This is a genomic window from Nonomuraea composti, from assembly GCF_012034275.1.
In the GTDB taxonomy this organism is placed as follows: Bacteria; Actinomycetota; Actinomycetes; order Streptosporangiales; family Streptosporangiaceae; genus Nonomuraea; species Nonomuraea composti.
In genome coordinates, this window is the sequence record NZ_JAATEP010000022.1 from 1 (window position 1) to 26,349 (window position 26,349).

Annotated in this window: 24 protein-coding genes; 10 read left to right on the plus strand and 14 right to left on the minus strand. The window is 73.0% G+C overall.

What is annotated here, in order from left to right:
- Positions 1-664, minus strand: a 664-nt coding sequence (locus HCN51_RS28410; protein ID WP_206067994.1) for an N-acetyltransferase, incomplete at its 3' end; no start/stop codon positions are given.
- Between the two features lie 99 nt (positions 665-763).
- On the opposite strand from HCN51_RS28410, the gene HCN51_RS28415 reads away from it, so the two are divergent.
- Both HCN51_RS28415 and HCN51_RS28420 read left to right on the plus strand, forming a co-directional pair.
- Complete coding sequence (locus tag HCN51_RS28415; RefSeq protein ID WP_168013321.1) at positions 764-2,257, plus strand: DUF885 family protein; 1,494 nt, start codon at positions 764-766, stop codon at positions 2,255-2,257.
- A gap of 111 nt (positions 2,258-2,368) precedes the next feature.
- A complete protein-coding gene (locus tag HCN51_RS28420) occupies positions 2,369-3,190 on the plus strand; it encodes an SDR family NAD(P)-dependent oxidoreductase (RefSeq protein WP_168013323.1) in 822 nt (273 codons plus the stop codon).
- An 18-nt stretch (positions 3,191-3,208) separates the two neighbouring features.
- On the opposite strand, the gene HCN51_RS28425 is transcribed toward HCN51_RS28420, so the two are convergent.
- Entirely contained in the window at positions 3,209-4,114 is a 906-nt protein-coding gene (locus tag HCN51_RS28425; protein WP_168013325.1) for a hypothetical protein, read from the minus strand.
- Between the two features lie 96 nt (positions 4,115-4,210).
- On the opposite strand from HCN51_RS28425, the gene guaA reads away from it, so the two are divergent.
- Positions 4,211-5,758, plus strand: a complete 1,548-nt coding sequence (gene guaA, locus HCN51_RS28430) for a glutamine-hydrolyzing GMP synthase (RefSeq protein ID WP_080043155.1) — start codon at positions 4,211-4,213, stop codon at positions 5,756-5,758.
- A 7-nt stretch (positions 5,759-5,765) separates the two neighbouring features.
- Here guaA and HCN51_RS28435 read toward each other — a convergent pair whose 3' ends face one another.
- Positions 5,766-5,972 carry a heavy-metal-associated domain-containing protein gene (locus HCN51_RS28435; RefSeq protein WP_168013327.1) on the minus strand — a complete coding sequence of 69 codons (207 nt, stop codon included), beginning with the start codon at positions 5,970-5,972 and terminating at the stop codon, positions 5,766-5,768.
- Positions 5,969-6,343 carry a nuclear transport factor 2 family protein gene (locus HCN51_RS28440; protein WP_168013329.1) on the minus strand — a complete coding sequence of 125 codons (375 nt, stop codon included), beginning with the start codon at positions 6,341-6,343 and terminating at the stop codon, positions 5,969-5,971. Before HCN51_RS28440 ends, HCN51_RS28435 begins: the two co-directional genes overlap by 4 nt.
- A gap of 76 nt (positions 6,344-6,419) precedes the next feature.
- Here HCN51_RS28440 and HCN51_RS28445 point away from each other — a divergent pair, with 76 nt between their 5' ends.
- From HCN51_RS28445 to HCN51_RS28465, 5 genes are all read left to right on the plus strand, one after another.
- On the plus strand, positions 6,420-6,995 hold the full coding sequence (locus HCN51_RS28445) for a TetR/AcrR family transcriptional regulator (RefSeq protein WP_168013331.1): 576 nt from the start codon (positions 6,420-6,422) through the stop codon (positions 6,993-6,995).
- 122 nt (positions 6,996-7,117) lie between these two features.
- Positions 7,118-8,992 (plus strand): hypothetical protein, encoded by a 1,875-nt coding sequence (locus tag HCN51_RS28450; protein WP_168013333.1) that lies wholly within the window; start codon positions 7,118-7,120, stop codon positions 8,990-8,992.
- A gap of 173 nt (positions 8,993-9,165) precedes the next feature.
- Positions 9,166-10,344, plus strand: a complete 1,179-nt coding sequence (locus HCN51_RS28455; RefSeq protein WP_168013335.1) for a PP2C family protein-serine/threonine phosphatase — start codon at positions 9,166-9,168, stop codon at positions 10,342-10,344.
- A complete protein-coding gene (locus tag HCN51_RS28460; RefSeq protein ID WP_168013337.1) occupies positions 10,341-11,954 on the plus strand; it encodes a sensor histidine kinase in 1,614 nt (537 codons plus the stop codon). Before HCN51_RS28455 ends, HCN51_RS28460 begins: the two co-directional genes overlap by 4 nt.
- On the plus strand, positions 11,951-12,418 hold the full coding sequence (locus HCN51_RS28465; protein ID WP_080043142.1) for a response regulator: 468 nt from the start codon (positions 11,951-11,953) through the stop codon (positions 12,416-12,418). The genes HCN51_RS28460 and HCN51_RS28465 overlap by 4 nt, the downstream gene beginning before the upstream one ends.
- Here the strand turns inward: HCN51_RS28465 and HCN51_RS28470 are convergent.
- The 10 genes from HCN51_RS28470 to HCN51_RS28515 form a co-directional block, all read right to left on the minus strand.
- A complete protein-coding gene (locus HCN51_RS28470) occupies positions 12,415-13,965 on the minus strand; it encodes a hypothetical protein (RefSeq protein ID WP_168013339.1) in 1,551 nt (516 codons plus the stop codon). The genes HCN51_RS28465 and HCN51_RS28470 overlap by 4 nt on opposite strands.
- A gap of 30 nt (positions 13,966-13,995) precedes the next feature.
- The gene (locus HCN51_RS28475) at positions 13,996-14,685 is read right to left on the minus strand and encodes a polysaccharide deacetylase family protein (protein WP_168013341.1); all 690 of its coding nucleotides are present in this window, start codon (positions 14,683-14,685) and stop codon (positions 13,996-13,998) included.
- A gap of 64 nt (positions 14,686-14,749) precedes the next feature.
- Positions 14,750-15,451, minus strand: a complete 702-nt coding sequence (locus tag HCN51_RS28480; protein WP_168013343.1) for a class I SAM-dependent methyltransferase — start codon at positions 15,449-15,451, stop codon at positions 14,750-14,752.
- 3 nt (positions 15,452-15,454) lie between these two features.
- Complete coding sequence (locus tag HCN51_RS28485; protein ID WP_168013345.1) at positions 15,455-16,603, minus strand: glycosyltransferase; 1,149 nt, start codon at positions 16,601-16,603, stop codon at positions 15,455-15,457.
- 108 nt (positions 16,604-16,711) lie between these two features.
- The gene (locus tag HCN51_RS28490; RefSeq protein WP_168013347.1) at positions 16,712-18,976 is read right to left on the minus strand and encodes a hypothetical protein; all 2,265 of its coding nucleotides are present in this window, start codon (positions 18,974-18,976) and stop codon (positions 16,712-16,714) included.
- Positions 18,973-20,352, minus strand: a complete 1,380-nt coding sequence (locus tag HCN51_RS28495) for an acyl-CoA reductase (protein WP_206067995.1) — start codon at positions 20,350-20,352, stop codon at positions 18,973-18,975. The genes HCN51_RS28490 and HCN51_RS28495 overlap by 4 nt, the downstream gene beginning before the upstream one ends.
- Positions 20,352-21,371, minus strand: a complete 1,020-nt coding sequence (locus HCN51_RS28500) for a LuxE/PaaK family acyltransferase (RefSeq protein WP_168013349.1) — start codon at positions 21,369-21,371, stop codon at positions 20,352-20,354. The genes HCN51_RS28495 and HCN51_RS28500 overlap by 1 nt, the downstream gene beginning before the upstream one ends.
- Before the next feature lie 55 nt (positions 21,372-21,426).
- Positions 21,427-22,734, minus strand: coding sequence for an AMP-binding protein (locus tag HCN51_RS28505; RefSeq protein WP_080047272.1), 1,308 nt, complete (start codon positions 22,732-22,734; stop codon positions 21,427-21,429).
- Entirely contained in the window at positions 22,734-23,501 is a 768-nt protein-coding gene (locus HCN51_RS28510; RefSeq protein ID WP_168013351.1) for an SDR family NAD(P)-dependent oxidoreductase, read from the minus strand. Before HCN51_RS28510 ends, HCN51_RS28505 begins: the two co-directional genes overlap by 1 nt.
- Positions 23,476-23,724, minus strand: a complete 249-nt coding sequence (locus HCN51_RS28515; protein WP_168013353.1) for an acyl carrier protein — start codon at positions 23,722-23,724, stop codon at positions 23,476-23,478. Before HCN51_RS28515 ends, HCN51_RS28510 begins: the two co-directional genes overlap by 26 nt.
- 161 nt (positions 23,725-23,885) lie before the next feature.
- Here HCN51_RS28515 and HCN51_RS28520 point away from each other — a divergent pair, with 161 nt between their 5' ends.
- Positions 23,886-24,722, plus strand: coding sequence for a hypothetical protein (locus tag HCN51_RS28520; protein WP_240973341.1), 837 nt, complete (start codon positions 23,886-23,888; stop codon positions 24,720-24,722).
- A complete protein-coding gene (locus HCN51_RS28525) occupies positions 24,719-26,344 on the plus strand; it encodes a class I SAM-dependent methyltransferase (protein ID WP_168013355.1) in 1,626 nt (541 codons plus the stop codon). Before HCN51_RS28520 ends, HCN51_RS28525 begins: the two co-directional genes overlap by 4 nt.
- Positions 26,345-26,349: the final 5 nt, after the last annotated feature.

A 26,349-nucleotide genomic window follows, 5' to 3' on the forward strand; every position in this document is an offset into this window, starting at 1 on the left:
CGAGCGCGCCCGGCACCTCCACCGGCCCCGAGCGGTCGAACGGCAGGCCGGTCCAGTCGCGCCACTCCGCCAGCGTGCCCGCCACCACCATCGAGCGCGGCGCCACCTTGACGATCTTCCCGCCCGCCCGCACGTGCACCCGCAGCCAGGCGTCGTGGGGCAGGCCGTCGGGGCGGGTCCGGTAGGCGTACTCGCTCATCGGGGTGTGCGGTTCGAGGTGTTTGAGGTTCGGGCGTACGGGGGCGACCAGCTCGTGGTGGCCGAGCCGGGCGGCCTGGTCGCGCAGCGCGCCCAGCATCACCGCCGACAGGCCCTTGCCGAGCAGGTCGCGGCGGACGGTGATCTCCAGGGCGGAGACGGCGTCGGTGGGCAGGCCGCGCTCGCGGGCCAGCCAGCCGGAGCGGATCACGCCGTCCCATCCGCTGTCGGGCAGCTCGCCCCCGTCCGACACGAACGGCGTCATGTAGCCCCGCGCCACCAGCCGCCCCGGCTCGGCGTCGTCGTCGGCCACCAGCACGTGGTCCGGGTACGCGGTCTTGACCACCGCGTAGTACAGGTCCGCGACCGGGTCCTCCAGCATGAACCGGTGCCAGGTGTGGTCCATGTCCCAGAGCGTCGCGGCGAACTCGGGGCGCTCGGCGAGCGTGGTGATGCGGATGGCCATGCCGGACATCCTGCCGTCCGGGCAGGCGGGCCCGCGTCCCATTTTCCCGGAGTTACCGGTACTTAAGATCCCAAGACGAGGTGCGCTAGCGTCGGCGCCATGACAGAACTTGACGCCAGGCTACGAGCCATCACCGACCTGATGGTGGCCGAGGCGCGCGAGGGCGGCGGCAGGCACGAGTACGACGGTCAGATCCAGGACCTGTCGCCCGACGGCGTACGGGCGGGGCTGGCCCGGCTCGGTGAGGGGCCCGCGCCCGACGACGCGCACGACGCCAGGCACCTACAGGTGTTCGAGGAGAGCCTGCGTACCCAGCTCGGCGAGCTGGAGCTGCACCGCAAGAACCCGCTGTTCCACCTCTCCAACCTCGACCTGGCCTGCTACGACCGCGACTACGGCCCGCAGGAGGAGCGCGATGCCGCCAGGGCGGCCCACCTCGCGCTCTGGCCCGAGGCCGTGGACCAGGCCGTCGAAGCGCTCGACCAGGTGCCGGCGCCCGTCGCGAAGTCCCTGCTCGGAGCGGTGAAGGGGCTGGCGGCCGGGGTCACGGACGAGGCCGCGCTGCGGGCGCACGAACGGCTCGTCGCCCACGTCGAGCGGGCCGCGGCCGAGGGCGATCCCGACGCGTCGCTCGGCGGCGAGGCGCTGGCGAAGCTGATGGGCACCGCCGAGGGCCTGCCCGTCGACCTCGGGAAGCTGGCCGAGCGGGCCGACGCCGAGCGCGACCGGCTCATGGCGCTGCTCGCCGAGTCGTGCGCCAAACTGGGCGAGAAGGACAAGGCGCCGCTCGACGTCGTACGGGAGCTGGTCAAGGACCACCCCGACCCCGAAGGCGTCATCGAGGCCGCCCGGATCGGCACGGAGAAGGCGATCGCGTTCACCCGCGAGAAGGACCTCGTGCCCTACCACGACGGCGAGTGCCTGGTGGGCCTGGCGCCCGAGTCGCGCCGCTGGGCGATGGCCATGATGGCGTGGAACTCGCCGGGCGAGCCCGAGGGCCCGTCGTGGTACCACATCACGCCGCCTGACACGTCCTGGACGAAGCAGGCGCAGGAGGACTGGCTGGAGGTCTTCAGCGCCACGACCCTGCCCGCGATCAACGTGCACGAGGTCGCGCCGGGGCACTTCTCGCACGCCAGGGCGTTGCGGCGGGCGCCGTCCGAGGTGCGCAGGGTGTTGCAGTCGCTGGCGTTCATCGAGGGCTGGGCGCACTACGCCGAGGAGCTGTGCGTCGAAGAGGGCTTCGAGGCCGGTGACCCGCGCTTCGAGATCGGCGTGTGGGTGGAGGCGCTGATCCGCGTCACCCGGCTGGCCTGCGCGATCGGCGTGCACACCGGGCAGATGACGGTGGAGGAGGGCGCCCGGCGGTTCGAGTCGGACACGCACCTGGCGGGCCCGGCGGCGCTGTCGGAGGCGCGCCGGGCCTCGTTCGACCCGACGTACGGCCGTTACACCTGGGGCAAGCTGCTCATCATGGACCTGCGCGAGCGGGCCCGCGCCGAGTGGGGCGCCGGCTTCACCGTGCAGCGCTTCCACAAGGAGCTGCTGCACCTGGGCTCGCCGCCGCTCGGCCTGATCGACGCCGCCCTCTGACCCGCCGGTCCCGGTCGGCGTCCGCCGGGGAGACGCGCGCCCGCTCCGGGTGGCGTCTTCCGCGGTGATCGGGGGAACGTCTGTAGCGTCGAGTCGCTAGGGAGGCTGTCCGTGCGCGAGCTCTCCGGCAAGGTCGCGGTGGTGACGGGTGCGGCAAGCGGCATCGGACGGGCGCTGGCCCTCCGGTTCGCGGCCGAGGGGATGACGTTGATGCTCGCCGACGTCGACTACGACGGGCTCGCGCGCACGGCCGCGATGGCGGGAGACGTCGAGGTGCTCACGCAGATCACCGACGTCTCCGACGCCTGGGCGGTACGTCACCTGGCCAACCGCTGTTTCGGGGAGCTCGGGGCCGTCCACGTGCTGTGCAACAACGCGGGCGTCTTCCAGGGCGGTCACCTGTGGACCCGCGACGAGCAGGACTTCTCCTGGCTGCTCGGCGTGAACCTGTGGGGCGTGCTGCACGGCGTCCACGAGTTCGTACCGCGCATGATCGAGCAGGACACCGAGGGCCACGTCGTCAACACCGTCTCCGTCGCGGGCCTGTTCGCCCCGCCGGGGGCGGGCGGGTACGCGGTGACCAAGTACGCGGCGCTCGCCGCCTCGCTGGCGCTGGCCCAGGACCTGGCCGCCACCGGGTCCAAGCTGCGCGTGAGCGCGCTGTGCCCGGGGGCGGTCAGGACCCGCATCGGCGACTCCGACCGCACCCGCCCGCCCGGCCTGGCCGTCACCCCGACCCCCGACGAGGTGGAGTCGCGGGAGTCGGTCAGCAGGGCGGCCGAGCGGGGCATCGAGCCGTCGGAGGTGGCCGACCTGGTGGTGGCGGGCATCCGCGAGGAGCGGTTCCTGCTGCTGACCGACCCCAAGTACGCCGACCGGCTGCGCGAGCAGACGGAGACCCTGCTCACCGGGAGCCTGCCCGACTACCGGTGACCGCCTGCCCGTGCCCGCCTACCAGTGACGGTCGTGGGCGAGCATCCGCACGACCGTGCCGCTGCCCGGCCTGACCAGCACCCGTACGGAGTCGCCCGGCAGCACGTCCTGGTAGAGCCCCTCCTCGACCTCGAACGCGGTGGCCTTGGCCGAGCTGCCGTCGTGCAGGGCGATGTAGTAGCGGCCGGTGTCGGCCCACCGCTTGACGACGTGCCCGGTGATCTCCTGGCGGCGGGGGAGCGGCCGGGCGGGCACGATCTCGCCGCTGCTCCAGCCGCTGCCCGTGAAGATCCACTCCTGCTCGGAGCCGGCCGGGCCGGCCTCGGCGACCTCGCGCCCGCGCGCCGTCAGGACGAACCCGCGCCCGCCCATGAGCAGCCCGACGCCCGCCACGAACGACACGGCCGTGGCGATGATCCCCGGCCACGACACGCCGGACGCCGCGACGGTGACCCACCAGGGGACGGCGAGCCCGGCCGCCAGCAGCACCGGCACGAGCAGGCTCGGCCAGCGCCGCCGCGCCAGGCCCAGGTCGATGGCGTGCCGGCGGACGAGGGGGACGAACGCGCGGTCGAGCTCGGGCGCCGGCGGCATGAGGTCGATCACCGCGACCTCGGGGGCGTCGCCGAGGCGGGCGCGTACCTGCTCCATGGCCCACCGCTCGTAGGCCGGCAGCGGCTCCCGCGGCGGGGGCCGCAGGGACAGGTGGTCGCCCTCGATCGCCACCCACCCGCGTTCGGCCAGCTCGAACAGCGCGGAGTGGAACACTTCCTGGGCCCGCGTGCCGCGTAAGAGGTCGGCCACGGGCGCGGGCGCGGGCCCCTCGGGGGCCGGCCCGGGGGGGTGCCTGCTGGACACCTTGAAGGCGGCCGCGAGCGTGGCGACCCACAGGGCCCACGCCGCCGCCGGCCAGACAAGATCCATTGTTCTGTGTTAGCACGTCGGCCGGTGCCAGGCCAGGTGTAAGGGCCAAGGCCGATACACTGGGTGCACCGCATTCGCCTTTGGGGGGTTCTCACGGTGTCTGAATTCGACACAGTGCTGGTGGTCGACTTCGGCGCACAGTACGCGCAGCTCATCGCCAGGCGGGTGCGCGAGTGCCACGTCTACTCCGAGATCGTGCCCTCGACCATGCCGGTCGAGGAGATGATGGCGAAGAACCCGAAGGCGATCATCCTGTCCGGCGGCCCCTCCTCGGTCTACGCCGAGGGCGCCCCGCCGGTGCCCCACGGGTTGTTCTCCACGGGCGTGCCCACGTTCGGCATCTGCTACGGCTTCCAGGCCATGGCGCAGGCGCTGGGCGGCGAGGTCGCCCGCACCGGCGTCGCCGAGTACGGCGGCACCGCCCTGGAGGTGCTCGACGAGGGCGTCATCTTCGCGGGCCTGCCCGCCAGCCAGACCGTGTGGATGTCCCACGGCGACAGCGTGGCGGCGGCGCCCGAGGGCTTCGCGGTGACGGCCTCCACCCGCGAGACGCCGGTCGCCGCGTTCGAGCACGTCGAGCGGGGCCTCTACGGCGTGCAGTTCCACCCGGAGGTGCTGCACAGCGAGCACGGCCAGGCCGTGCTCAAGCACTTCCTCGACGCGGCCGGCTGCCGCCCGTCGTGGACGATGCTCAACATCGTCGAAGACTCCGTCGAGGCCGTGCGCCGCCAGGTCGGCGACGGCCGCGCCATCTGCGCGCTGTCGGGCGGCGTCGACTCCGCCGTGGCCGCCGCGATCGTGCAGCGTGCCATCGGCGAGCGGCTGACCTGCGTGTTCGTCGACCACGGCCTGCTGCGCAAGGGCGAGGCCGAGCAGGTCGAGCGCGACTTCGTCGCCGCCACGGGCGTCAAGCTGCGCGTGGTCGACGCCTCCGAGCGCTTCATCAAGGCCCTCGAAGGCGTCACCGACCCGGAGGAGAAGCGCAAGATCATCGGCCGCGAGTTCATCCGCGTCTTCGAGGACGAGCAGCGCGCCATCATGGCCGACGGCCCCGTGGAGTTCCTGGTCCAGGGCACGCTCTACCCCGACGTGGTCGAGTCCGGCGGCGGCACCGGCACCGCCAACATCAAGTCCCACCACAACGTCGGCGGCCTGCCCGAAGACCTGCAGTTCAAGCTGGTCGAGCCGCTGCGGGCGCTGTTCAAGGACGAAGTGCGCCGCGCCGGCGAAGAGCTCGGCCTGCCCGCCGCCATGGTGTGGCGCCAGCCGTTCCCCGGCCCCGGCCTCGGCATCCGCATCGTCGGCGAGGTCACCCGCGACCGGCTGGCCATCCTGCGCGAGGCCGACGCCATCGCCCGCGAGGAGCTGTCGCGCGCCGGGCTCGACCGGCAGATCTGGCAGTGCCCGGTGGTGCTGCTGGCCGACGTCCGCTCGGTGGGCGTGCAGGGCGACGGCCGCACGTACGGGCACCCGGTGGTGCTGCGGCCCGTCACCTCCGAAGACGCGATGACGGCCGACTGGGCGCGGGTGCCTTACGACGTGCTGTCGCGCATCTCCACCCGCATCACCAACGAGGTGCGCGAGATCAACCGGGTGGTGCTCGACGTGACGAGCAAGCCGCCGGGCACCATCGAGTGGGAGTGACCCGCCCTTACGCCGGCTCGTAGCCCGCTTCCTCCACGGCGGCCCGCACGTCGCCGGGGTCGAGCGGGCTGTCGCTGGTCACCTTCACCGTGCCGGTGGCGACGTCCACCGTCACGGCGCTCACGCCGGGGATGCGCTCGATCTCCTCGGTGACGAATCCGGCGCAGTGGCCGCACGCCATGCCGGTCACCGTGTACGTGCTCGTCGTCGTCATGCCGGCAGCGCCCTGGTCAGCATGTGGGCCTCGCGCATCCGGCCGTCGGGGGCGAAGCGGCCGAAGAAGTACACGTCCATGGCCAGGTCCTTGCCGCGTTGCCGGACGTGCAGGGTGTAGCGGGCGGCGAGCCGGTCGCCGTCCATGACCGCGTCGTGCACCTCCATGCAACCTTCGGGGCGGTTCTTGCGGATGGGGCGGGTGTGGGCGATGAGCTTGTCCCGGTCCATGCGGTGGCCGTCGGCGACCTGCACGATGTCGGGGGTGTGGTAGCGGTCGATGATCGCGGCCGGGTCCTCGTCGGTGTTCACCAGGTCCGCGGTCAGCGAGGTGATGAAGTCGCTGATGAACGTCTTCGGGTCGGTCTTCATGCTGCTCCCGGAACTCGCTTAACTCTTACGCGCTGTAAGATATACACGTCCCACTAACTTGGACAAGGTGTAAGAGATGAGTGCGCGCAACCTTCGTGCCGACGCCCGCCGCAGCCGGGCCGCCATCCTGGAGGCGGCCACCGGGCTGCTCGACGCCGACCCCGACACCAGCGTCGACGCCATCGCCGCGGCCGCCGGCGTGAGCAGGCAGACCGTCTACGCGCACTTCCCGTCGCGGGACCGGCTGCTGGAGGCCGTCCTTGCGCACCTCACCGAGCAGACGGTCGCCGCCATGGACGCCGCCGACCCCGGGCAGGGCCCGGCGGCCGAGGCGCTGCTGCGGCTGCTCGACGCCGGCGAGCGGGTGGCCGGGCGCCACCCCGCCCTCCTCCAGCGCCTGGGCTCGCTGCCCGTCACCCCCGAGTCCGACCACGACCGCCACGCGCCGGTCGCCGAACGGCTGGAGCGGGTGATCCGGCGCGGCCAGGAGGCCGGCGAGTTCGACCCCGACGTACCGGCGGAATGGCTGGTCGCGGTCACGATCAGGCTCGCGCACGCGGCGAGCGAGCAGGCCGCCGCCGGCCGGATGTCACCGGAGGAGTCCAAGCGGGCCCTGCACACCACCCTCCTCCGGGCCCTCGCCACCCCCTGAGCCCGCGCCCTCCGAAATTCCCCGGCCGTGATCTGTATCAAAACCCGGTGAGCCGGCTCCTGACAGTCGGGGCGAGTCCGGCCGATCCAGGGGGGACGCACAACGTGGGCGTCACACGAGACATGCACCAAGTCCCGCGCGGCAACATCACCTTCGCCATCCTGGCGGGCGAGCGCGCCCTGTCCGTGGACGGCGACCTGCGGGCCGCCCGCTACTGGTTCGACACCGCCTACCAGGACGCCGAGCTGCGCGGCGACCCCGAGCAGATGGGCCGCGCCGCGCTCGGGCTGAGCGGCGTGTGGGTGCACGAGCACCGCACCTGCGCCGACTGGGAGCGCGTACGCACCCGCCAGCGGCACGCCCTGCGGCGGCTGGACCCCCGCTCGACGCTGGCCCTGCGGCTGCGCGCCCGGCAGGCCGCCGAGGAGGACTACCGCGCCGGCACCCACGACGCCATCCTCGGGCTCCTCGACCGGGCCCGCGCCGCCGGCGACCCCGTGGCGCTGGCGGAGACGCTGAGCCTGGCCCACAACTGCCTGCTCGGTCCCGAGCACGGGGAGCGGCGCCTGATGCTGGCCCAGGAGCTGATCGGGCAGGCCGTCCGCACCGGCCGCCGCGGCGACGCGCTGATGGGGCTGCTGCTGCGGACCGTCGACCTGTTCCTTGAGGCGTCGCCGACGGCCGAGCGCAGCCTCGAAGAGCTGCAGGGCATGCTGGCCGCCAAGGAGCACCGGGCGATCGGGTTCGTGGTCAGCGCGATGAGGGTGATGCTGAGCATCCGCGCCGGCCGCTTCGAGGAGGCCGAGACGCTGGCGGCGGCCTGCGCCGAGTTCGGCGACGCCACCGGCGACGTGGACGCCACCGGCTGGTACGGCTGGCAGCTCGTCGCCATCCGCTGGCTCCAGGGGCGCGGCGCCGAGCTGGTGCCCGCCCTGTCGGAAATGGTGCACTCGCCCACCCTCAGCGCCCTCGACAACTCCTACCTGGCCAGCCTGGCCGCGGCCGCCGCCGACGTGGGCGACCGCCGCACGGCCGAAGGGCTGCTGGCCCGGCTGCGGGGGACGGAGCTGCCGCGCTCCAGCACGTGGATGACGTCCATGTACTTCATGGGGGAGGCCGCGCACCTGCTGCGCGACACCGAGACCGCCGCGTACGTGTCCGCCGCGCTCACTCCGTTCGCCGACCTGCCGGTGATCGCCGGCCACGGCGTCACCTGTCTCGGCTCCGCGCACCACCCCCTGGGCGTGGCCGCGCTCACGCTGGGCGACGCCGGCCGGGCGGTGGAGCACCTGCGCACCGCCGTCCGCCAGAACCTGGCGCTCGGGCACTGGCCCGCCACCGTGCTGTCCCGGCACCGGCTCGGGCAGGCGCTCGCACTCAAGGGCGACCCCGGCGACGAGGGGCCCGGCGCGGCGCGGGAGGCGGCCGAGCTCGGCATGGTGCTGCCGAAGGCGAGCGTGCGGCCCGGCGCGCCCAGGGGCCTGTGCCGCTGCCGCCGGCGCGGCCTGCACTGGCTGCTGGAGCTGGACGGGCGCAGCGCGCTGGTCAGCCACAGCGTCGGCATGGGGTACCTGGCGGCGCTGACGGCCAACCCCGGCCAGGAGATCCCCGCCATCGACCTGGCCGCCGGGGCCGAGGCCGCCAGGAGCACGGCGAACTCGGAGCAGCCGGTGCTGGACGACGTGGCCAGGCGGACGTACAAGGAGCGGCTGGCGCGGCTGGAGGGCGAGATCGACGAGCTGGAGTCGATGCACGACCTGGAGCGGGCCGCCGCGCTGCGCATCGAGCGCGACTGGCTGCTGACCGAGCTGACCGCGGCCACCGGCATCGGCGGGCGGGCCCGGCCGTTCGCGGGCAGCGAGGAGCGGGCCAGGATCGCCGTCGGCAAGGCCATCTGGCGGGCGGTCGACCGCGTCGCGGCGGTCGACGCGGCGATCGGCGAGGAGTTGCGCGCCACCGTCCGCACGGGCGCCCGCTGCTGCTACCAGCCCCGCTGACCAGCTCGTGCCGCCTCCGTGCCGCCTCCCTGTCGCCTCCGTGTCGCCTTTCCGAAATCAGTGCGAATACATTCGATAATTGAGGGAAGGGAGGCATCTCCTGGGCCAACGCGGACCGCGGTTGGCAAGGGGGTGCCCGTGACCCGCGGTTCGGAAGGAGTGGCGAAGCCTGCATGTCCCATGCGAGCGAGTACGGCAGGCAGCCGCTGGTGTTGCTCGTCGAGGACGATCCGCAGGACGCGTTGATCGTCGAGGAGCTGCTGGAGGACAGCGGTCTGTCCGTACGCCTGGAGTGGGCGCGCTCCGTGGACGAGGCCCGGCGGGCCCTGGTCCGGTTGCGGCCCCAGTGCGTGCTGCTCGACCTCGGCCTGCCCGACGCGTACGAGTTCTCGGCCTTGTCGGCCGTGATCGAGGAGGCGGGCGATGCGGCCGTGGTGGTGCTCACGGGCCTGGCCGAGGAGCAGGCGGGCCTCGCGGCGGTGACGGCCGGCGCTCAGGACTACCTGGTCAAGGGCCGGGTCGAGGCGGAGTGGCTGGGCCGCACGCTGCGGTACGCGATGCAGCGCAAGCAGGCCGAGCAGGCCGCCGTGGCATTGCACGCCGAGCGCGTGCGCGCCAAGGAGAACGAGCGTCTGGAGCGCGGCCTGCTGCCCACGCCGCTGCTGCAGAGCATGCCGATCGAGGTGGCCTCGCGGTACCGGCCGAGCAGGGGCTCGGCCACGCTGGGCGGCGACTTCTTCGACGTCGTCGAGTCCGACGACAAGGCCGTGCACGCGCTCATCGGCGACGTGTGCGGGCACGGCCCCGACGAGGCGGCGCTGGGGGTGTGCCTGCGCATCGCCTGGCGGGCGCTGGTGCTGAGCGGCGTGACCGGCGCGGCCCTGCTGCGCCGGCTCGAACGTATCCTGGAGGCGGAGCGGCCGGGGGCCGACATCTTCGTCACGCTGTCCACCCTCGTCCTCGAGCCGGACCAGCGCACGGTCCGCATCTGGCGGGCCGGCCACCCGGGCATGCTCCTGCACGACGGCGACACGGTGAGCCTGGCCGAGCCGGAGCCCAGCCTCGCGCTGGGCCTGCCGGTGGAGGCCGACTGGCACCAGGACGTGCTGGAGCTGCCCAAGGGCGGCGGCCTGACGCTCTACACCGACGGCCTGTTCGAGCGCCGCCTGCCCGGCGCGCCGCCGCGCTGGCTGGGCGAGGAGGGGCTGCTGGAGCTGGCCCAGCGGCACGCGCACCTCGACGGCGAGGGCTTCCTCGACGCGCTGCTCGCCGACGTCGAGGAGGTCACCGCGCCCGACGCGCCCGCCGACGACCTGGCCGTGGTGCACCTGCGGTGGAGAGAGCGCGCATGACCGACGGCTCACGCCTGCGCCGGTTGACGGTGCACGGCTGGTTCCTGCTGATGGTCGCGACCTTCACCGTGCTGGTCGCGGTCTTCGCGGTGCTGGGCACCGTCATGATCGACCGTACGAGCAACCTGTCGGACGAGCTGACCATGCGCATCACGCCGGCCGCCATCGAGGCGTCCCAGATGCAGAAGGCGCTGATCGACCAGGAGACCGGAGTCAGGGGCTTCCTGCTGACCGGCCGGCAGGAGTTCCTGCAGCCGTACGCCGAGGGCGTGGCCGCCGAGCGGCGCAGCCGCGCGCGGGTCGCCGCGCACCTCGCGGGACGGTCCGACCTGCTGCGCGGGCTCGACGCCATCAGCACCAAGGCCGCCGCCTGGCGCAGGGACTACGCCGAGCCCATGACGGCGGAGCGGCGCGACGACGGCACCGTCCCCGGCGGCACGGTGGAGGCGGGCAAGCGGGCGTTCGACGAGATCAGGGTGCTGCTCGAACGGCAGAACAGCCTCCTCGATCAACTGCGCGAGACCTCGCGGACCGAGCTGTCACGGGCGGAGCGGCTGCGCAACTGGGCCTTCCTGGCCATGCTCGTGCTGTTCCCGCTGGCCATGGCGGGCATGGTGATCCTGCTGCGGCGCGCGGTCGTGCGGCCGCTCGACCAGCTGCGCAACGCCTCCCGCGAGATCGCGGCCGGCGAGTTCGACCACGTCATCCCGGCCGCGGGCCCGGCGGACATCCGCGAGGTCGCCCAGGACGTCGACCTGATGCGCGTACGGATCGTGCAGGCGCTCGGCGACTCGCACCGCCAGCAGGTGCTGCTGCGCGACCAGGCCGCCGACCTCGACGCGCAGGCCGTGGAGTTGCGCCGCTCGAACGCCGAGCTGGAGCAGTTCGCGTACGTGGCCTCGCACGACCTCCAGGAGCCGCTGCGCAAGGTCGCCACCTTCTGCCAGCTCCTGGAGAAGCGGTACGGGGAGGTGCTGGACGAGCGCGGCAAGCAGTACATCCGCTTCGCCGTGGACGGCGCCACCCGCATGCAGGTCCTCATCAACGACCTGCTGCGCTTCTCGCGCGTGGGCCGGGTGTACGACGACCGCGAGCCCGTCGAGCTGGAGGAGACGCTCGACAAGGTGCTCGACGACCTCTCGACTCCGATCGAGGAGTCCGGCGCCCGCTTCGAGCGCCCCGACAAGCTGCCCACCGTCGTCGGGGACCCCACGATGCTGCGCCTGCTCTGGCAGAACCTCATCAGCAACGCCATCAAGTTCCGCGACCCGAGTCGTGAGCCGCTGATCCGCGTCGGCTGCGAGCAGGGGCCGGACGGGTGGGAATTCTCCGTGTCGGACAACGGGATCGGCGTGGAGCCCGAGTTCGCCGATAAGATCTTCGTCATCTTCCAGCGCCTGCACAGCCGCGAGCAGTACAGCGGCACCGGCATCGGCCTGGCGATGTGCAAGAAGATCGTCGAGAACCACGGCGGCAGGATCTGGCTGGACACCGGCTACACCGGCGGCGCCCGGCTCTGCTTCACCCTGCCGGCCACCCAGCCGGCCCCCCAGCCCGCCGCCGACCCGCCACCCGATCCCGGGACCGACCACGAAGGAACCAGCTCATGACGACGGGGCAACCCATCGAAGTCCTCCTCGTCGAGGACGACCCCGGTGACGAGCTCATCACGCGCGAGGCGTTCGAGGACAACAAGATCCGCAACAACCTGCACGTCGTCAGGGACGGCCTGGAGGCGCTGGACTTCGTCTACCGGCGCAACGCCTACGCCGGCGCGCCCCGCCCCGACCTGATCCTGCTCGACCTCAACCTGCCCAAATACGACGGCCGGCAGGTGCTGGAGCAGATCAAGGGCGACCCGGAGCTGCGCTCGATCCCCGTCGTCGTGCTCACCACCTCCTCGGCAGAGGAGGACATCCTGCGCAGCTACGAGCTGTTCGCGAACGCGTACGTCAGCAAACCCGTCGATCTCGACCGCTTCATGGCCGTCATCCGGCAGATCGACGAGTTCTTCGTCACGGTGGTGCGGCTGCCGGGGCGGGCGCGGGCGTACGGCGGGGACGACGGCCTCTAGCCCGGATCCTCGGGGTCGAGGGGCTCGGACTTGGACGCCACAAGCGATTCGTCTTTTTTCTCCGGCTCAGGCTCGGGCTCGGGCGCGGGGGCGGGGGCGGGGGCGGGGATGGCCGGGCGGCGCCGCAAGCGCCGCCGCAGCACCTGGCCCGCCTCGGCCGACAGCCGCGCCAGGCTCCCCAGGAACAGCGGCAGCAGCAGCGCCCCCACGAAGATCGGCGAGGCCATGTAACGGAAGTCCTGCGCCGAGATGTTGGCCAGCACGGCGAGCTGCTGCCCCGCCACCACGGCGGCCACGCCCAGCACGTACCGGTTGCGCAGCGCCCACGCGGCCAGCGCCACCGCCAGGTACGACAGGTACGCCCACGCGGCCCCCCGCCACAGCACCCAATCCCACTCGGGCGTCAGCGCCCCGGTCAGCCACGGGTCGGCGACCCGGTTCAGCTCCATGGACAGCGGCCGCAGCGAGAACACCCACCGGCCGGGGAAGTCGGCCACCTTGTACGGCCCCACGTACGTGTCGGCGTTGGGCCGCCGCGACAGCCGGTAGGTCATCCCCCCGGTCGCGGACGTGTCCTGGGCCGGCCGCCACGCGATCGACCCGCGGCACAGGCGGGCGTCCACGACCAGCCGCGGCTCGGTGACGAGCAGCCGCTGCCACAGCTCCAGCAGCTCGCTCGCGTGCAGGTCGGCCTGCTGCCAGCTGAAGTCCTTGCGCCAGATCAGCGGGTTGATCGTGTAGCAGGTGCCGCCCTCCCACCACCGCTTGACCGGCGCCACGGCCGCCATGAGGCTGATGTCGCGCGGGGTGAACAGGTCGGGCCGCTGCCGGTAGACGACCGCGATGTCCCCGTACGCGGTGTGGTAAACGTACGTCTTCGACGGTGCCACGATGCCGAACTGCGGGAAGACCGCGTTCGAGAGCACGAGCGGCAGGGCGGCGGCGAGCGTGCCGGCCAGCAGCAGCCGGATCCGCGCGCGAGGGATGAGCCCCACCAGCGCCAGCACGGCCACACCCGCGACGAGGAAGCCGTTCGCGCGGAACAGCCCGAGCGCCACGAACAGCAGCGCGAGCCCGGCCAGCGCGGGCACGCCGACGGCGCGCCGGGCGGCGATGCGCGCGCACACGCCGGCGATGGCGACGGCGCAGATCGTGAACGGCACGTCCTTCCACAGCGTCACCGTGAACGCGCCCACCGGCGGCGCCAGCGGCATCAGCACGGCCACGACGGTCGTCAGCAGCTTCGGCGCGCCCAGCGCCTTGAGCGACTGCGCCAGGTAGGTCAGCGCCCCGGCCATGGCCGTGGTCTGCGCGAACGTGACGGCGCCCAGGTCACCGGTCTTGGTGAAGCTCAGCCACACCAGCGCGTCGTAGAGCACCGAATGGTCGCTCACCCAGGGCCCGACCATCGTGTGGCTGAGGTAGAGCACCGAGTCGCGGCTGAACAGACCGGGATAGAGCGCCGCCCACCAGCAGCCGAGCACGGCCTGGACGATCAGGAAGGTCGCCAGCGCGACCCAGGGCCTGCGCCTGGTGTCTCTCCCCATGGTCCCATTCCCGAGCAGAGGGGGAACCGGTCAGAAGTAGCTCTGCCCAGGTGTCGGTCCGTTGCCGCGCAGCAGCGTGGGCACCGTGACGAGGTGGTAGCCGCGCTTCTTGAGCTCTTCGAGGATCTCCGGCATGACCTGCACCGTCTGCGGCACCACGTCGTGCATGAGGATCACGCCGTCACGCTTGGCCTGCTTGAGGACGGTCGCCTTGATCTTCTTGGTGTCGCGCAGGCTCCAGTCGAGAGTGGTGTCCGTCCACAGGATCTGTGCCAGCTCGGTCTGGCCCGCCAGCCCGAGCACCCGCTCGTCCGTCTGCCCGTACGGCGGGCGGAACATCACCGGCCGCCGCCCCGTGACCTCGCCGATCACGTCTTGGGTGACCTTGAGCTCGTCGAGGACGTCGTTGTCGGAGTGGGCGGGCAGCGAGGCGTGCGAGTAGGTGTGGTTGCCGATCGCGTGCCCCCGCGCGGCGATCTGCCTGGCCACCTCGGGCCGCTCCTCCACCCGCTTGCCCACGAGGAAGAACGTGGCCTTGGCGCCGGCCTTCGCGAGCGTCTTGAGCAGGGCGGGGGTGTACTTGCCCGGCCCGTCGTCGAACGTCAGCGCCAGGCACTTGACGCGGGCGCAGTCGACGGCGGCGCTCTGGGCCGCCTGGGCGGGCATGGCGGGCATGGAGGTCAAGGCCAGCGAGGCCGCGAGGAGGGCTTGAATCACCACAAAGCAAAGCCTAGAGGCAACCCCGCCCGCCCATGCGTGCCCGTACGTCTCGTTCTGGGTACCGTTACCGGTTGAGCCTGGCCCGCAGGAACAGCGTCACGCCCTTGAGCGACTTGACCGGCAGATACCGCTCGGCGCAGACGACCGCCGACAGGCCCGCGTTCAGCAGCAGCGGGGTCCTGCGCAGGTCGCTGCCGCCGGTGGAGCGGCGCCGGTGGCGGGCCACGAGGGGGCGCAGGAGCACGTTCCAGCTCCACAGGCGGTCGACGGTCAGGCCGGCCTTCTCGACGACGACGGTGAGCGAGTCGCGGCCGTAGCGGCGTACGTGGCCGACGGCGTCGTCGTGCGCCGACCACAGCGACATGTCGCACGGCACCGCGATCAGCGCGTGCCCGCCCGGGGCGAGCACGCGGGCGATCTCCTCGGTGACGAGGTGGTCCTCGCGGATGTGCTCCAGCACGTCGAACGCGGTCACCAGGCTCACGCTCGACGTCTCGAACGGCAGCGCCCGCGCGTCGGCCCGGACCGCCTTGAGCCCCCGCCGCCTGGCCGTCTCCACCGCGGTCTCGCAGTGGTCGGTCGCGGTGGCGTCCCAGCCCGCCTCGACCAGCACCTGGGTGTTGCCGCCGCCGGCGGCGCCGACGTCGAGCGCCCGCCCGGGCCGGCCCAGCGCGCGCACCTCCCTGCGCAGGATGGCGCGGCGCTCCCGGTACCACCAGTGGGTGTCCTCGAGCGCGATCAGGCGGCGGAGCTCAGTGGTTTCCATCGTTCAGTTCCTTGTCCGGGTGAAGACCCAGCGGAGCAGGGCGAGCAGGCAGTACGTGGCCGCGACGGCGCCCGACTCGGGCACGGCGCCGCCGGCGGGCACGCCGAGCACGGCCGCGGTGGTGAGGGCGTACAGGAGCGCGAACCGGGCCGCGGTGTGGTGGAAGGCCGATCGGCGACGGGTCGTGACGCTGACGAACGCGGCCAGAAAGAGCGCGCCGAGGTTCGTCGTCACCGGCGACCACATTTCTCGTAACGTGAGATAGGCCAGCGCGTGCGTGATTCCGGGAATCAGCCCGATAAGCGCGGAGATATCGGAAATGGGGTGGGTGAGCACCGCGTCCGGATGCGCGGGCGCCGGCTCGGCCCTGCGCACCCGCACCCGTGCCCGTCCCGTGCCCATCGTCCAGGCGACCCTGGCCAGGCCCTTCAGGTCGTCCACGGCGGTCCTGACCACCCGCACCCGCGAGTCGCCGTCCTCGATCCAGTCGACCGGCACCTCGTGCACGCGCAGGCCGTTGTGCTCGGCGAGCAGCAGCAGCTCGGTGTCGAAGAACCAGGAGTCGTCGCCGACCTTGCGCAGCAGCGGCCTCACCGCGTCGGCCCTGGCCGCCTTGAACCCGCACTGCGCGTCGCTGAAGCGCACCCCGAACCCGTGCCGCAGCAGCGCGTTGTAGCCGCGCGACACCACCTCGCGGCGCAGTGACCTGCGCGTGCGCGCGCCGGGCGCCAGGCGGGTGCCGACCGCGATCTCGGAGTGGCCGCCGGCCACCGCCGCCACCAGCGGGAACAGCGCGCCGAGGTCGGTGGACAGGTCCACGTCCATGTACGCCACGACGTCGGCCGGGCTGTCCTGCCAGGCCGCGCGCAGCGCCGCGCCCCGGCCGCGGATCTCCAGCCGCCGGGCGTACACGTGGGGGAGCTCCCCGGCCAGGGCGGTGGCGAGCGGCCAGGTGGCGTCGGTGCTGCCGTTGTCCACGATCGTGATCCGCCACGGCAGCGGGAACCCGGCCTCCAGGAAGCGGGCCAGCGTGCGGACGCAGCCCGGCAGCGCGCGCTCCTCGTTCAGCACGGGGATGACAATGTCCACGCTGGCCAGAGCGGTGGGGGCGAGCACGCCGGGGCTCGGCTCCATGGCGGCGCGCGTGTCCATAGGCTCCCCTGATCTGCTCGTGGCCGTGGGTCCACGGACATGGTGGTGGGGGAGTCCAGCGGGGCGCGTGCGGCTTTTTACGCTCCATTCCGGGAAGCGGAAAGATCTTTACCTTTCCGGGAGCTCGTAGACGGAGGAGGTGCCGTTCTGAAACCTCAATCGAGCATATTTCCCCAACTCCGGATTTATGCCGGTAAAAAGCCATTTAACGCCATATTTTTGGGCGAGTGTGCGGACGTTCGCCGCCGTCGGCGCCCGGAACACCGCGTCGTTCGCCGCCAGCCGGCCCGGATCCGCGAACGGCACCGCCAGGTACGACCGGACGAACGGCCGCGCCCGCGACAGCGTGCTCTCCGCGTACGCCCACCCCTCCACCAGCACCCGCCGCTCGCTGAACCCCGACACCCAGAAGTGCCGGCTGTCGCACACCTGCCACCAGTCGTGGCGGCAGTGCAGATCCGTGGCCACCACGTCATCGGGCGAGGAATGCGCGCGCAGCCACCGCCCCGCCTCCAGCGCCCCCTCGGGTATCAGCCGCTCCCGCCACTGCGCCGACGGCAGGACGTGCCCGGCCACGTCCCGTACGGACGTGGGCAGCGCGAACCCGGCCAGGACCGCCACCACCGGCACGGCCCCCCGCCGGCGCGCCCCCACGAGCACCGCCAGAGCGCCCGCTCCGAGCACCAGGTACGGCGCCACCACCCGCTCCAGCGCCCCGCCGAGGAAGCCCACATGCGCCACCACCAGCGCGGCCACCGCCCCCGTCCCGGCCAGTTTCGCCACCCGCACCCACGACGTCCGCGCCGCCGCCAGAACCCCGCACACGGCGGCCACCGACAGGTAGGGCCGGGCCGCCTCCAGGAAGTAGAGCTGCGACTCGGCCGGATGCCCGAACACCAGAGTCGCCCCGATGCCCGCCGCCCCGATCCCCAGCAACAGCAGCACGGCGGGCTCCAGCGCCCGCCGCCCCAGCCCCGCCACGCCGCCCCACACGCAGGCCAGGCAGAACAGGTGCACCCCGGTCAGCACCACCAGCGGCACCGGCGACACCGACGCCGGCTCCGGCATCCCCACGTCCGCCACGGCCCCCCACACCGTCCGCGCGGTCGCGAGAGGCGAGACGCTCATGCCCTGCGCCCCCCGCCCGAACAGCACGAGCTGGGCGAACAGCAGACACGCCAGCGTCAGCCCCGCCACCCCCAGCCACCGGCCCGGCACCCGCCGCGCCACCACCCACCGCACGGCGATCACCACGAGCAGCCCGGCCAGCAACAACGGCAGGTAGGTGGCCTTCGCCCCGGTGAGCGCCACCAGCAACACGCCCGGCACCACCCACCGCGTCCGCCCGTCGCCCGTCAGCAGCAGCACCAGGGCGGCGAACAGCAGCGCCCCGAACGTCTGCGTCGGGCTCGTCCAGACCGTGAACATGGAACGCGAGCTGAACACCACCTCCGCCACCAGCTCGGGGCTGAACAGGAAGTACGTCACCCCGGCGGCGGCGGCCCCCGCCCCCCAGCTCCCGCCCAGCCGCCTGCCGACCGCCGCCACCAGCACCACCATGGCCGCCGCCATCGGCAGCATGGCCAGCCGGTAGACCAGCGTCACCGGCTCGACCCCGGTCACCCAGCTCGTCGCGGCCAGATCGGCGTAGACGAACCAGTGGTAGGCCAGCGGCTCACCCAGCACCGCCGGCATGGTCGGCGGCGCGTGCCGCTTGACCTCACCGACCAGGGCCAGGTGGTACGGCAGGTCCACGTACCCGGCCTCGACCGGCACCCGGAACTGGAACAGCGCGCTCCACCCGATCAGGAACGCCACGATCCCGGCCAGCACCCAGGCACACCACACCGGCACCCGCTCGCCGCCCGCTTCTCGCCGCCAGTGCCGCCGCAGCCCGGGCACGCACGCGAACGCCCCGACGACCACGACCGGCGGCAGCACCACCAGCAACGGCATCCCCGCGGCCCGCGCCGGGATGTAGGCGAGCACTTCGACCGCGTACCCGAGCGCCAGCCCACCCGCCACCTCCTCGGCCGCCGCCCACCCCCGCCCGGCCCCGCCCTCCCGCGCCGCAGTCCGCTCCCGCCCGGCCCCGGCCCCGTCCTCCCGCGCCGCAGTCCGCTCCCGCCCGGCCCCGTCCTCCCGCACCGCAGTCCGCTCCCGCCAGGCCAGCGCGCGCCACAACAACGTGCCAGGCAGCGCCACCCCGCCCAGCACGTAGGCGGCGAAGGCGCACAGGTCGCGGGCGGAGACCCCGCACCACAGGAAGGCGGCCACGGCCCCGGCGCACACGAGCGCCACCGGCACCCAGGCCCCCCGCCCCGGCGACACCCGCCAGCGGACGAGCGGCCCCCGGGGTACCGCCGGCGTCATCTGATCACGGTCACCAGGCGGGTGAACTCGGCCGGCAGATCCACTCCGTCCCACACCCGGTGAAAGCTCAACGCGCTGCCGACCGGCACCATGCGATCGACCCCGCGCCCCGCCAGCCCCCTGGCCAGCTCCTCCAGCTCGGCCTGCCCGAACCCGAAGTGCGTCATCGTCTGATCCCGCCGCTCCACCAGCGGCACCAGCTCGCCCAGCGCCCCCAGCCTGGCGTGCGCGAACGTCCCGGCCCCCAGCCACCGCCGCGGCGCCGCCGCGGCCGACAGGCGCACGCACGCCAGCGCGTTCCCGTGGAACTCCACGCTCTCCGCCAGCCCGTCGGCGGCCAGCCCGTACGTGGAGACCCGCTTCTCCACGGCCATCGCCGTGTCCACGCCCCACCCGCGCACCGTCACGACCCGCGAGACGTGACCGGTGAAGTCGGCCCGCGCCGCCTCGCAGTCTCCCTCGGCCCCCACCCAGAACACGGTGCGAGGCGAGGAGCAGGCGGCCTGGTCGAACCAGTAGGTGTCGTTGACGAACCCCTCGGCGACCGTCACCCGCGCCGCCCGGGGCGCGCACAACCACGCCGCCGCCCGGATCACCGCGAACGAGGACCGGTCGGGAAAGGTCAGGTCGCGGGCGTGCGGGGCCAGCGGGTGCCGCCTGATCCCGCGTACGGTGTCGTCGCCGCCCCACACCACCCGCAGGTCGCAGGCGGCCGACAGCGCGGCGGTGACGGCGTCGGACCGGCCGTAGGTGACGATGCGTTGCGTGGCGGCGATCGCGGGATCGGCGTCGGCCAGCGCCTCGTGCAGCGTCTCCAGGATGGTCTCGGCGACCGGGCCCGAGCGCTGCGACAGGCGCACGACGTTGCGGTTGCCCATGAGCGCCGACAGGGCCCAGGAGTAGACGAAGACGGTGTCCACGTTCGCGGGCGGAACGTGGAAGATCAGGCCGCGCGGCACGCGTACGTGCTCGCCATCAAGCGCCTCGACCGTGCGGGCCAGCTCGCTCGGCCGCAGGAAGAAGCCGAGCGAGCCCAGCTCGGGATGCCGGCGCGCGAGCACAGGCCGCAACAGCCGCCGCCCGAACGCGGCAAGGAAGTCTCTGACCCGCTCGTCGCCCACCTGAAGGCCACCGGGAAGGGCGCTGCCCAGCTCCCCGAGCACCCTTTCGACCGGCATCGTCCCCCAGGCGGGAAACCGCACCTGCACGACCGCCGCCTCGGGCGCGCCGTCAGTGCGCCTCGCCTCCAGGGCGGACGCCTCGCGCCCACCGGCGGGCAGCTCGGCCTGGATGGTGGGCGCTTCGTGCACGTGGGCGGGGAGCCTGGCCTCGACGGTGGACGACGTGTCCTGCGCGTCGGCGTGGTCGCCCGGCATCAGCTCTGCCCCATCGTGTCGCTGCAGCCGCGCGCCTCGGCCCGGGGCAGCCGGCCGAGGACCTCGAACCGCTTGCCCGGCCAGCTCCCGTCGTCGATCCCGCGCACCACGCCGAGGTCTTCGGTCAGCAGCACGTGGCCGGGGTAGGACGTGGGCAGCGTGCTGACCACCTCGATGAGCCCCGGCACCCCGGTCGGCGCCTCCTGCCAGGTCTCGGGGTCGCGGATGACGACGTCGGCGAAGTCGGGGCAGTAGAGCCCGTCGCCGTCGGGGCCTTCGAGGAACACGGTGCCGATCTGCTCGACCATGCCGTAGAAGTTGTGCACCCTGCGCAGCCCGCACTCCTCGGCCAGCCGCCGCCGGAACTCGGCGTTGCCGACCGCCTGCTCGGCCAGCCGTTTCCAGCCGCCGGAGTGGATCAGCACCGCCTGTGACAGGTCGGCGCCGAGGCCGCGCAGGTGCAGCCAGACCATGAACGTGAACCCGAAGACCAGGAACGGCTCGCCGCCGTGGCGCGCCAGGAACGCCTTGACCGCCTCGGCGTCCACGCGCCCCTGCTCGTCGAGGACGAACGTGTGGTCTCGGCCGAAGGTCATCATGCCGAGCACGCCCGCGCCGCGCGCGCTGAGCGTGGGGTCGCGGACCACCGAGCGGGTGTCGACGATCAGCATCGGCAGCCGCCGCTCGCCCAGCACGGCCCTGATCGTGGCGGCCAGCATGCGGGTCTGTGCCGCCGCGGCCTCGCGGTCGAGGTGGATGCGGCTCGGCCGCTGCCCGGTGGTGCCGCTGGAGGTGAGCACCCTGAACACCTCCTCCGCCGGTACGCTGCGCAGCTCGTGCGTCTTGAACAGCCGCACGGGCAGCCACGGCAGGTCGGCCAGCCGCTCGTAGGGCGGCGCCGCGCCGATGGCGTCGAGGATGCTCCGGTACGGCGGGCACGCGGCGCGGTGCCGCTCGGTCAGCGCGGCCAGCTCCGGCACCAGCGCGGCCTCCCGCTCCGGCGCGCTCAACGTGAACACCGGCGCCCCCTCCCACTGGAACGCCTCTCCGCGCACAGCGGCCGGTGCCGGTCGGTCATGTCAGGGACTCCAGCGTGCGGTAGTCGATCTTGCCCGTGGCCAGCAGCGGCAGGTGGTCGATGTGCCGGACGTCGAACCCGCTCCAGTGCAGCCGCAGCTCGGCCCCCAGCCGCCGGGCCATGCGCACCTGGGCGGCGGGGTCGAGCGCTTCTGTCCAGACGGTCACGCGGTCGTCGCCGCTGGTGACGGCCACGGGGCCGAGGCCGCGCAGCATGCGTTCGACGTCGTCGAGGTTGACCCGGGTGCCGAAGACCTTCGCGATGCGCTTGAGCCGCCCGGTGATCTGCAGGAACCCGTCGGGGTCGAGTGTGCCGAGGTCGCCGGTGCGCAGCACGCCGCCGAGGTCGTCGCCCCTGGCGAGGTCTTCGGCGCTCTCCGCGTAGCCCATCATGACGTTGGGCCCGCGGTAGACCACCTCGCCGTCGTCGATCTCGAACGACCCTCCGGGCACGGCCACCCCGACCGTGCCGAGCTTGTCGGCCAGCCGGTCGGGCGGCAGCACGGCCATGCGGGCCGTGGCCTCGGTCTGCCCGTACATCACGTAGAACCGCTCCACCTGGCCGGCGAACTCCTGGACGAGCTCGGGCGCGAGCCGCCCGCCCGCCTGGGTGAGCGTGGTCAGCCTGGGGTACTTCGAGCGGTCGAAGCGGATGCGGCGCATCATCGAGTACTGGTAGGGGACGGCGGCCAGCGACGTGCAGTCGTAGGTGTGCAGGTCGGCCCAGAAGGATCGCTCCAGCAGCCCGGCCTCGGTGAGCACCACGGTGCCGCCGGAGATGAGGTGGCTGTTGAGCACCGACAGGCCGTAGCTGTAGTGCAGCGGCAGGCTGGTGGGCGCGATCTCGCCGGGCCCGATCGACAGGGCGGTGGCGATGGCCTGGGCGTTGGACAGCACGGCCTGGCGCGACAGGCGGACGAGCTTGGGGTCGCCGGTCGAGCCCGAGGTGGCCAGCAGCAGCCCGAGGTCGGGGTGCGGGTCGGGCACGTCGGCACGCGACGGCGGCGGGTCGTCGAGCGGGTTGGTGAACCCGAGCAGCGCGGCCGGCCTGAACCGCTCGGACAGCTCGGCCAGCGTGGCGGCCGGCAGGTCGGGGTCGAGCAGCGCGATCGGCCGCCCGGCGTGCCAGGCGCCGAGGTAGCAGAACACGGAGGCCAGGGTGTTGCGCATGGCGCAGAACAGCGGCCCGGGCCGCAGCCCGTCGAGGTTTTCCGCGGCGCGCTTGATGTAGTGGGCGAGCTGGTCGCCGCCGATGCCCTCCTCCGCGCCGGAGGGGATGAGCCGGGCCCGCGGGTGGGGGAACATCACCACACCAGCCCGCCGTCCACGCCGAGCACCTGCCCGGTCACGAACCGGGCCTGCGGCGACAGCAGGAACGCCACGGCCTCGGCGACGTCGGCGGGCTCGCCGAGCCGGCCGAGCGGGGTCGCGGCGACGACGGCCGCGCGGGCGTCGTCGTCGAGGGTGCCGAGCAGGTCGGTACGGATGTAGCCGGGCGCCACGGCATTGACCCTGACCCCGGCCGGCCCGAGCTCCTTGGCCGCGGCCAGGGTGAGCCCGATGACTGCGGCCTTGGTCGCGGAGTAGACCGCCTGCCCGGGCCCGCCGGAGCGGCCCATGACGGAGGCCGTCAGCACCACGGCCGGGGACCGGCCCCGGCGCAGCAGCCCGAGCGCGGCCTGCAGCGTGTGGGCGGCGCCGACGGCGTTGACCTGGAAGAGGCGGTCGATGGTGGCCGAGCCCGTCATGCCGAGCAGGGCGGCCTCGTGCACCCCCGCGTTGACGACCAGCGCGTCGAGCCGCCCGTGCCGCTGGTGGACGCGCCGCATCACGGCGCTCACCTGCGCCGGGTCGCCCACGTCGCCGGCGACCGGGTCGACCGTGCCGCCGGTCTCGGCGGCGAGCTCGGCGGCCACCTTCGAGGCCCGCTCGTCGTCGCGCCCGTGCACCATGACCATGTGGCCGCGGCTCGCCAGCGTGGCCGCGACGGCCCGGCCGATGCCCCTGGTCGAGCCGGTGACCAGCGCCACGCGGGCCGTCGGCGGGTCAGAGGGCGGCCGCGCCGATGCCATGCTTCTCCAGCAGCCCGGCCGCCTTGGCGAACGAGCTCATGTCGATCATCTCGTCGGTGTCGATCATGACGGAGAACTCGTCCTCCATCGCCGCGATCAGCGCCATGTGCGCAAGGGAGTCCCACTGCGGGATGGCGCGGTATTCGAGGCCGTCGACGTCGGTGTCGGGCGGAAGGTTGAGCGCCATGCGGAAGACGGCCCGCAGGCGATCGAGATGACTCATGACCACTCACTCTCTGTCCTCAAGCCATGACGAAGTGTAGCGGCAATCGCCCGCCAGGAAAAACCAAGCCCCCGGCCTGAGTAATGGAACCGTATAACGAGGCGTGACCCCCGAGGAGGGCTGGGAATGTCGCATGGGACCACGGCAACCGTACGGGGGGAATGATGGACGAATCCAATCACTGGTACGGGCACTCCCGCATACTCGGCACGTACTGTGGCCTGTCGGACGAGGCGCCAAAACGAATCCAAGGTTTCCTCCAGCACGGATGGAACTATCTCCACGGATTCCCCCCCAACGACCACTGGTGCAGCCCCGGATACCCCCGTTTCGTCTGGTCGGACGTGCTGCGGCGCAGGGGCTGGTCGATGGGGCGCAGGGGCCACTACCTGATCGGCGCCCCCTGGATCTACCTCCTTTACCTGGAGCCGGAGTTGGGCGTGCAGCCCGATCGCGAGGGTACGATCTGGTATCCCTTCCACGGCTGGGAAAAGCATTCCGTCAGCGGGGACCATGCCCGGCTTGCCGACGAGATCCGTGATGTCGAGATTGGTCCGGTTACGATCTGCCTTTATTGGCTTGAATATGCAAATCCGGACATTCGGCGTTCGTACGAATCACGGGGTTTCCGGGTTATTTGCCATGGCGAGCGCGGATCCCGCTGGGAGGGAAAGGGCCGCGACTTCCTGCGCAAGCAGCTCATCGAGCTGCGGCGCCACCGCAGGGTGGCCTCCAACCGGCTCGGCAGCGCGCTGTTCTACGGCGCCTCCGTCGGCTGCGAGGTGGCCGTCTACGGCGACCCGATGCAGTTCGAGGACGAACGCCCCGAGTACGGCGGCACCGCCCGCCGCATGCGGCTCTGGCCCGAGCTGCACGGCACGCACGTCGATCGCGAGCTGGCGGCCGAGGTGGCGCGGCGCGAGCTGGGGTTCGAGTATCAGGCGACACCGGAGGAGCTACGGCGAATGTTCGGATGGAAGCGGGTGCGCACCGCATGAAGGGCCCCACGAGCGACGAGGCACCCGGCAACGTCCGGCTGATCGGCGGGGAGATGCTGCTGTGGTCGGACCTGAGCACCATCGGCGGCGTCACCGAGTGGCGCGGCGCCGCGCTGGAGCTGATCAGGCGCACGATCCCCGGCCGCGGGCGGGTGCTCCTGGTCGGGCCGCACCCCCGGGCCCTGGTGGACGACGTGGTCGCGCGCGCCCCCTCGGCCGCCGTGCTGCTGCGCTCCTACCCTGACGCCTGCGCGCTGGGGGCGCGGCATCCGGAGCTGGAGGTGTTCTGCGGGCGGCTGGAGGTGCTGGACGCCGACGAGCCGTACGACCTGGTGCTGGCCATGGACGGCCTGCTGCGCACCCACTCGGCCGAGGCGCCGGCCGCGGCGTGGAACGAGTCGCTGGGCGCGCTGGCCGCGCTCGTCGCGCCCGGCGGCACGCTGGTCCTCGGCGTCCGCAACGACCTGGGCGTGGACCGCTTCATCGAGGCCAGGCCCGCCGACCGGGAGTGCGCCGACGACCAGTGGGCGCCGCACGGCTTCGACCCGAGCTACCCCAGCGGCCCCGAGGCCCTGGACCTGGGGCTGGAGTCGGCGGGGCTGAGCCTTCGGCGCTGCTACGCGGCCTATCCCGACCGGCGGGCGCCGCGGTCGCTGCTGTCGAGGGAGGCGCTGGCGTTCGACCTGCCGGAGGCGCTGACGTTCCCGCTGAGCGCCAGGGACGGCGACCGGATGCTGGTGGCCGACCCGCTGCGGCTGACCCGCCTGGTGTTCCGCCACCGGCTCGGTGAGGAACTGGCCCCGCTCTGGCTGGCCGTGGCCACGAGAACACCACCGACTGGTGATCGGCCGCGAGCGGTGGAGCTGCCGCTGGGGCTCATCGAGGAGGGCCCGGCCCTGTACGAGCTCACCCCCGGCGGCATGAGGCGCCTGCCCGGCGGCGAGGAGCGCCCGATCCCGGCGGGCCGGGTGGTCGAGGAGATCCTGGTCGAGGCGTGCGCCCGCGAGGACGTCAGAACCGTGCGCGAGCTGCTGGCCGAGCTGGCGGAGTGGATCGAGGCGGGCGGCGACGTGTCGGCGGCGACCGACAGCCTGGTCTACGACGGCGAGCGGTTCGCCGCGGTCAACCCGCCGGTGGGCCTGGCCGTCCTGCCGGGGCCGAAGGTGGTGCTGTGCCGGATCCTGTGGCGGTTCGCGGTGCGGCTGCTGGCGGCGGGGCACCACCACCCGTGGCCGTGGCCGCTGGAGGCCGACCAGCTCACGCTCACCCTGTGCGGCATGGCGGGGCGGCCGTGCGAGCCGGGCGACCTCGACCGGGCCCGCAAGCTCGACGCCGAGCTGGGCCAGCCCGCCGAGCTGACCGAGCACGCCCCGACGTACCGTGACCTGCTGGCCGCCCGCGACCGGCTGGCCGACCAGCTGACCGCCGCCCTGGCCAGGATCTCCCGTCTGGAGACCAAGCTCTCCTACCGCGAGCGCGAGCTGGTGCGCGCGAAGGCCAAGCTGCGCAGGACCCAGCGCAAGGCCACCGCCTACCGCCGGACGCTCGGCTACCGGCTCTCCCGCCGCCTGGCCCGCCCCCGCAAGGTCGCCCGCCGCGTCTTCCGCATGCTGTCCGGGTGAGGAAA

Bases quoted from the DNA above. Each gene is read 5' to 3' on its own strand.
- HCN51_RS28415 (WP_168013321.1), top strand. From the start codon at position 764: ATGACAGAACTTGACGCCAGGCTACGAGCCATCACCGACCTGATGGTG.
- HCN51_RS28425 (WP_168013325.1), bottom strand. From the start codon at position 4,114: ATGGATCTTGTCTGGCCGGCGGCGGCGTGGGCCCTGTGGGTCGCCACG.
- HCN51_RS28435 (WP_168013327.1), bottom strand. From the start codon at position 5,972: ATGACGACGACGAGCACGTACACGGTGACCGGCATGGCGTGCGGCCAC.
- HCN51_RS28440 (WP_168013329.1), bottom strand. From the start codon at position 6,343: ATGAAGACCGACCCGAAGACGTTCATCAGCGACTTCATCACCTCGCTG.
- HCN51_RS28445 (WP_168013331.1), top strand. From the start codon at position 6,420: ATGAGTGCGCGCAACCTTCGTGCCGACGCCCGCCGCAGCCGGGCCGCC.
- HCN51_RS28450 (WP_168013333.1), top strand. From the start codon at position 7,118: ATGCACCAAGTCCCGCGCGGCAACATCACCTTCGCCATCCTGGCGGGC.
- HCN51_RS28455 (WP_168013335.1), top strand. From the start codon at position 9,166: ATGTCCCATGCGAGCGAGTACGGCAGGCAGCCGCTGGTGTTGCTCGTC.
- HCN51_RS28460 (WP_168013337.1), top strand. From the start codon at position 10,341: ATGACCGACGGCTCACGCCTGCGCCGGTTGACGGTGCACGGCTGGTTC.
- HCN51_RS28465 (WP_080043142.1), top strand. From the start codon at position 11,951: ATGACGACGGGGCAACCCATCGAAGTCCTCCTCGTCGAGGACGACCCC.
- HCN51_RS28470 (WP_168013339.1), bottom strand. From the start codon at position 13,965: ATGGGGAGAGACACCAGGCGCAGGCCCTGGGTCGCGCTGGCGACCTTC.
- HCN51_RS28480 (WP_168013343.1), bottom strand. From the start codon at position 15,451: ATGGAAACCACTGAGCTCCGCCGCCTGATCGCGCTCGAGGACACCCAC.
- HCN51_RS28485 (WP_168013345.1), bottom strand. From the start codon at position 16,603: ATGGACACGCGCGCCGCCATGGAGCCGAGCCCCGGCGTGCTCGCCCCC.
- HCN51_RS28490 (WP_168013347.1), bottom strand. From the start codon at position 18,976: ATGACGCCGGCGGTACCCCGGGGGCCGCTCGTCCGCTGGCGGGTGTCG.
- HCN51_RS28495 (WP_206067995.1), bottom strand. From the start codon at position 20,352: ATGCCGGGCGACCACGCCGACGCGCAGGACACGTCGTCCACCGTCGAG.
- HCN51_RS28505 (WP_080047272.1), bottom strand. From the start codon at position 22,734: ATGTTCCCCCACCCGCGGGCCCGGCTCATCCCCTCCGGCGCGGAGGAG.
- HCN51_RS28510 (WP_168013351.1), bottom strand. From the start codon at position 23,501: ATGGCATCGGCGCGGCCGCCCTCTGACCCGCCGACGGCCCGCGTGGCG.
- HCN51_RS28515 (WP_168013353.1), bottom strand. From the start codon at position 23,724: ATGAGTCATCTCGATCGCCTGCGGGCCGTCTTCCGCATGGCGCTCAAC.
- HCN51_RS28520 (WP_240973341.1), top strand. From the start codon at position 23,886: ATGATGGACGAATCCAATCACTGGTACGGGCACTCCCGCATACTCGGC.
- HCN51_RS28525 (WP_168013355.1), top strand. From the start codon at position 24,719: ATGAAGGGCCCCACGAGCGACGAGGCACCCGGCAACGTCCGGCTGATC.